Here is a 5,337-nt window from a genome sequence, read left to right as displayed (position 1 = left end):
CCGAGCTCAACCTCGCAGCAGCCGTCATCAACCTGCGACGACTCCACCAGACCGGCCTGGCCACCGGCTGAGCCGGGCCGGGCTTCGCCCGGCCGGCACCGACAGGGACAACTCAAATCGCGACAGCCACCGGGAGTCGCGTTCACCGCCGCCGCCGACCAGCTCGGCCGCACCGGCGAGCAGTACGCCGGAACCTACTGGCGCGCGGTCAACGACGCGTTCGCGACCAACTACTACCAGCGCCAGGCCGCCTGGATGGGCGAGCACGGGCTGCAGCTGATCACCAACCCGCTCCTCGACGAGGAGGGCCCGCAGCAGCGGATGCACAGCACCGGCGACCTGGCCAAGAACAACCAGTACGCCCAGGTCCCCGGCACCGACATGATCACCACCGACTACACCGCGGGCCGGCAGACCACTCTGATGCGCAACGCCGCGTCGGCCGCCCACCAGAGCGGTGCCGAGCGCGCCCTGGTGGAGGTGTTCGGCAACTCCGGCTGGGGCGTCGCACCGGAGTACATGCACGCGACGGTCGGTGCTCTGGCCACCCGGGGTGCCAACTTCACCGCGTTGCACGCGATGTGGACCGACGAGAAGCAGGTCTACTTCGCGCCACCGTTCGGGCCCGCCAGCACCTACTGGGACGCGATGGGGGACGTCGACGCCTGGATCGGGCGGGTCATGGAGCTCGGCCGTGGTTCCTCGCTCGCGCAGACCGCGCTGGTGCAGCCGCAGCGGGCCGCGGAGCAGACCCGCGCCACCGACGCCGAGCACCAGCTCGACGACTCTCTCAGCGGGGCGGCGTTCGCGCTCGAGCGCGGACAGGTCGACTTCGACCTGCTCAGCGACGGCTCGCTCTCGGGTGATCCGGGCACGCGCTACCAGGCGCGCCCGGACGACGGTGTGCTGAAGGTGGGCGAGGCGAGCTATCGGATGCTGGTGCTGCCGACGACGCCGGTGCTGGACCTGGAGACGGCGAAGACCCTGAAGAGGTTCGTACGCGACGGCGGTCGGGTCGCCGCCGTCGGGCCGTTGCCCGAGCTCGAGGCACGCGGTCGGACCGCCGCGCTGGCTCGGGAGCTGGACTCCCTGTTCGGCGATGCCTCCACGGGATGGACCCGGAACGGCGACGGGTTCGTCGCCGTGGTCGCCGACGATCTCGGCGATCTCGGCGGGCTGGCGGCCGGGGCCGGTGTCACCGCCGCCGACCTCAGCCCCGCCGCGCCGGCGGTGCGGGTGCTGCGTACCGGCCGTGACGGCGACGTCGCATTCCTGGTCAACAACGAGAGCGACCAGGCGATCAGCACCTCGGCGACCCTCCCGGTCGACGGTGTGCCGGAGATCTGGGACCCGCGCGACGGCAGCACGGAGGTCGCCGCGACGTACGACGAGGGCGGGCGCAAGGAGACCACCGTGCCGCTGCGTCTCGATCCGTACGAGACGCTCGCGATCGTCTTCCGGAAGGGCACCAGAGCGGGGGCGCATCTGGTCGGTGACCAGGTCGCCGAGTCGGTGACCCGAGGTGAGGAGTCGCTCGAGGCGACCGTCCTGGTCGACGAGCCGGGGACGACGACCCTCACCGGAACGGACGGTCGGCGAACCTACCGCGGCGAGGCCACGGTGAGCGACCCGCTGACGCCGATCGCGCTGGACGGCCCGTGGACGGTGAAGCTGGAGCGGGAGGGCGAGACCGAGCAGACCCGGCCGCTGGGGTCGTGGACGACGATCGACCCCCGCTTCTCCGGAAGCGCGACCTACCGCACCTCCGTCGACGTAACCGCGGCCGACCTCGCCGGCCGCCGGATGCTGCTCGACCTCGGCCAGGTGCGAGACATCGCGCAGGTCACCATCAACGGCGTCGTGCTGCCGCGGGCGCTGTGGCAGCCGTACGTCATCGACGCCACCGAGGCGCTACGGGCCGGCACCAACACGATCGAGGTCCGCGTCACCAACACGCTGCTCAACCAGCGCGGCAAGGCCAACCAGGTCCCGCCGACCTCGGGTCTGCTCGGGCCGGTCAGTCTCCGGCCGCGTGCCGTGGTCGTCACGGAGCTGACCGCGTCGAGGTGAGCCGGAGCTAGGGGCGGCCCGACTCGGTATAGGTCGGGCCGCCCTTCAGCGCCGCCAGAGCGGCCTCGACCCGGCGCGCGGTGAAGTCGGCGGCCCGCTCGCGGACCTCGTCGAGGGTGCAGAACGCCACCGAGCGGATCTCGCGCGGCTGGAGGGTGGTCTTCTCGAGGATCGAGGAGGGGTGGACGCCGCCGTCGAAGACCAGGCAGACGGCGTCGTCCCAGCCGCCCCACGGCGGCAGCCAGTCGGTGAGCAGCAGGTCGCCGGCGGGGAGGACGAGGGCGAGCTCCTCCTCGATCTCGCGGGTCGTCGCCAGCTTCGGCGACTCACCGACCTCCACGATGCCGCCGGGCAGGTCCCAGTCCTTCTTGTAGGTCAGCTGGCACATCAGGACCCGGTCCTCGGCGTCGCGCACCAGCATCTGCCCGATCGCGCGCTTGCGCGGCAGGAAGGAGTTGAGCAGCGCCCGGAAGCCCTCGGGTGCCTCGACCGGCGCATCGCTGGCCACCCGGGCGTAGAGCATCCGGTCCTCGCCGCCGGCCACGCCCCGCAGCAGGCCCTCGCGGTGGAGGCCCGACCAGGTCGCGGTGCGCTGCTCGGTGACGTCGGCCGGGTCGACCAGCGCCTCGACCCGGTGGTGGGTGAGGAGCGCGGCGGCCACCTCGCGGCGTACGACATCGACGGCCTCGCCCGCGGCCCACTCGATCCGGGCAACGCCCTCCGCCACGGTCGTCGTCTCTGGCTCGCTCACGCCACAACCCTAGCGAGCCGTCCTGTCACAACCCGGCGGCTGTCGGTGTCTGGAAGGTGACGAGACGTTCGAGACGACACAGGAGGGCAAGGATGCCCAGTACGTTCAGGATCCCGAAGGCGCAGTCGGCCGGTCTCCACGGCGCCATGGACTACCCCGACGGGTGCGAGATCCCGCTGGCTCCGGCGTCGGTAGGGTCGGAGTCATGAGCGAGCCGCAGTCGACGAGCGAGGCCGCGACGGAGGTCTTCGTCGCCCACCGCAACCTGCTCTTCACGGTCGCCTACGAGATGCTCGGCTCGGCCGCCGACGCCGAGGACGTGCTCCAGGAGACCTGGCTGCGCTGGGCCGATGTGCCGCTCGAGGAGGTGCGTGACCACCGCGCCTACCTGGTGCGGATCACGACCAGGCTCGCGCTCAACCGGATCCGGACGCTGTCGCGCCGCAAGGAGACGTACGTCGGTCCGTGGCTGCCCGAGCCGCTGCTGACCGCGCCGGACGTCGCCGAGGACGCCGAGCTCGCCGACTCGCTCTCGACCGCCGTGCTGCTGGTGCTGGAGACGCTCTCGCCGACCGAGCGAGCCGTCTTCGTGCTGCGCGAGGTCTTCGCGCTGGGCTACGACGAGATCGCCGCGGCGGTCGACAAGTCGCCCGCCGCGGTGCGACAGATCGCGCACCGGGCCCGCGACCACGTCGCCGAGCGGCGGCCGCGCGAGTCGGTCTCGGCGGCCGAGGCCCGGCACGCCCTGGAGCGGTTCCGCGACGCCGCGACCGGCGGCGACCTGCAGTCGCTGCTGGACGTGCTCGCCCCCGACGTCGTGCTCTTCTCCGACGGCGGCGGCGTGGTGCAGGCGGCCCGCAACCCGATCCACGGCGCCGACAAGGTGCTGCGGTTCTTCGCGGGGCTGGCGACGAAGTACGGCATCCCGAGGTTCGAGCTCACCAGCGTCAACAGTGCCCCCGGGATGCTGATCTACTTCGGCGAGGAGGTCGACGGCGTCGTCACGCTGCACGTCGAGGACGGCTTGGTGACCGGCCTCTACTACGTACGCAACCCGTCCAAGCTCAGCGGCGTCGTCGAGCAGGTCCATCTGGAACGCTGACGCAGGTGGGGAGTCGGTCGCTTCGCGGGGTCCTGGTCACGCTCTGCGTGACCGTCACGGCGGCGTACGGCGTCCTCTACTACGCCTTCACCGTCCTGCAGCCGCGGATCGTCGACGCCACCGGGTGGTCGGCGGCGGCGATCACCACCGCGTTCTCCGCGGGCACCCTCGTGGGGGCCGTGGCGGGCATCCCGGTCGGTCGGGTCATCCAGCGCTTCGGTCCGCGGTGGGTGATGGCCGGTGCCAGCCTGCTGGGGACGCTGGCGCTGCTCGTGGTCGCCGCCGCCCCGTCCTACGGGGTCTTCGCTCTGGGCTGGCTGTTGGTCGGGCTCTCGACCTCGGGGACCTTCTACCCACCCGCCTTCGCCGCGCTGACGCAGTGGTTCGGTGCGCGGCGGGTGCCTGCGATCACGACGCTCACCCTCGCCGGTGGGTTCGCCTCGACGATCTTCGCGCCGCTCACCGAAGCACTGGCGGGGTGGGTCGAGTGGCGTTGGACGTACGTCATCCTGGCCGGCGTCTTCGTCGTGCTGACGTTCGTGCCGAGCATCGTGGTCCTCGATCTCGCCTGGGATCCGAGCGTCCCGCACACGGACGGTCGACCCGTGCGGGACCGGGAGGTGCTGCGGAGCCGCCGGTTCATACTGCTCACGCTCGCGGGCACGCTGGTCTCGATGGTCGTGTTCGCCTCGATCGTGCACCTGGTGCCGTTCCTCGTCGCGCACGGGCTGAGCCCGACCACCGCCGCCTGGGCGCTCGGGCTCGGCGGCGCCGGCCAGGTCGCGGGCCGCGCGTTCTATCCGCTGCTGGCGCGGCGCTTCGGTGTCCGGGCCCGGATGATCGGGGGAGTGCTGTGGTTCGCGGCCTCAGTCGCGCTGCTTCCGTCGCTGCCTGCGGTCGGTTGGGTGATGATCGTCGTCGCGGTGCTCACCGGGACCGCCCGCGGGCTCTACACGCTCATCTCCGCGACCGTCGTCAGCGACGTGTGGGGACCTGAGAGGTACGCCGCGCTCAACGGGGTCTACTCCGCTCCCGCCGGGGTCGCGGGTGCGCTCGCTCCTGCTGTGGGCGCTGCGGTCGCTGCTGTGCTGGGCGGGTACGACGCGCTCTACTGGGTTCTTGCTGGGACGGTGTTGGTCGCGGGGGTGCTTGCGTCGGTTGCGTTGGCGTCGTTCGAGGGGCGGTGACTTTCTTCGTTGTTGGTGTGGGGCCGCCGACCTGCTCTTGAGGGTCTCTCGATCTGGACGGCGTCAAGGACGGGCGTTCTGCCCGCTGGCTTCGCCGGGCGCTGCTGCGCGGCGACGTTGGGTGCCGCGGACCGGTGATGCCCCGGTGGTCGAGCTTGTGGAGACCACCCTCTTTGCGGGGCTGTTGCTTCGTGGTTGGTGTGGGCCGCCGACCCGTTCTCGAGGGT

At 71.7% G+C, this 5,337-nt stretch carries 4 protein-coding genes; 3 read left to right on the top strand and 1 reads right to left on the bottom strand.

What is annotated here, in order from left to right:
- A partial coding sequence (locus tag ACIA03_RS30210; RefSeq protein WP_396989206.1) for a glycosylhydrolase-like jelly roll fold domain-containing protein occupies positions 1 to 2,070 on the top strand: 2,070 nt, incomplete at its 5' end.
- A 7-nt stretch (positions 2,071 to 2,077) separates the two neighbouring features.
- On the opposite strand, the gene ACIA03_RS30205 is transcribed toward ACIA03_RS30210, so the two are convergent.
- Positions 2,078 to 2,821 carry an NUDIX domain-containing protein gene (locus ACIA03_RS30205; protein ID WP_396989205.1) on the bottom strand — a complete coding sequence of 248 codons (744 nt, stop codon included), beginning with the start codon at positions 2,819 to 2,821 and terminating at the stop codon, positions 2,078 to 2,080.
- Between the two features lie 205 nt (positions 2,822 to 3,026).
- On the opposite strand from ACIA03_RS30205, the gene ACIA03_RS30200 reads away from it, so the two are divergent.
- Entirely contained in the window at positions 3,027 to 3,923 is an 897-nt protein-coding gene (locus tag ACIA03_RS30200; protein ID WP_396989204.1) for an RNA polymerase sigma-70 factor, read from the top strand.
- Positions 3,924 to 3,928: 5 nt separating this feature from the next.
- Positions 3,929 to 5,110 (top strand): MFS transporter, encoded by a 1,182-nt coding sequence (locus tag ACIA03_RS30195; RefSeq protein WP_396989203.1) that lies wholly within the window; start codon positions 3,929 to 3,931, stop codon positions 5,108 to 5,110.
- The last annotated feature ends 227 nt before the right edge of the window (positions 5,111 to 5,337 follow it).

The sequence above is a fragment of the Nocardioides sp. NPDC051685 genome (genome assembly GCF_044453405.1).
Classification (GTDB): domain Bacteria; phylum Actinomycetota; class Actinomycetes; order Propionibacteriales; family Nocardioidaceae; genus Nocardioides.
This window is presented reverse-complemented; position numbering and strand designations above follow the sequence as displayed.